We start from the raw sequence: 281 nt of genomic DNA on the forward strand, positions 1-281 counted from the left end.
TCGGCGGCGATCCGGCTCAAGCAGCTGGCGGCCGAGAAAGGCACCGAGATCGGCGTGTGCGTGCTCGAGAAGGGCTCGGAGATCGGCGCGCACATCCTGTCCGGCGCGGTGATGGATCCGCGCGCGCTCACCGAGCTGATTCCGGACTGGAAAGCGCAAGGCGCGCCGCTCGAGGTCGACGTGACCGAGGACCGCTTCCTGTTCCTGACCGAATCGAGCGCGAAGCAGGTGCCGAACTGGGCGCTGCCGGACAACTTCAAGAACCACGGCAACTACGTGAT

General features: G+C 66.2%; 1 protein-coding gene. It reads left to right on the forward strand.

The window, feature by feature from the left end:
• Positions 1-281, forward strand: a 281-nt coding sequence (locus HZI36_RS27655) for an NAD(P)/FAD-dependent oxidoreductase (protein ID WP_425485305.1), incomplete at both ends; no start/stop codon positions are given.

Origin of the sequence: Burkholderia guangdongensis (assembly GCF_013403875.1) — a bacterium.
Classification (GTDB): Bacteria; Pseudomonadota; Gammaproteobacteria; order Burkholderiales; family Burkholderiaceae; genus Burkholderia; species Burkholderia guangdongensis.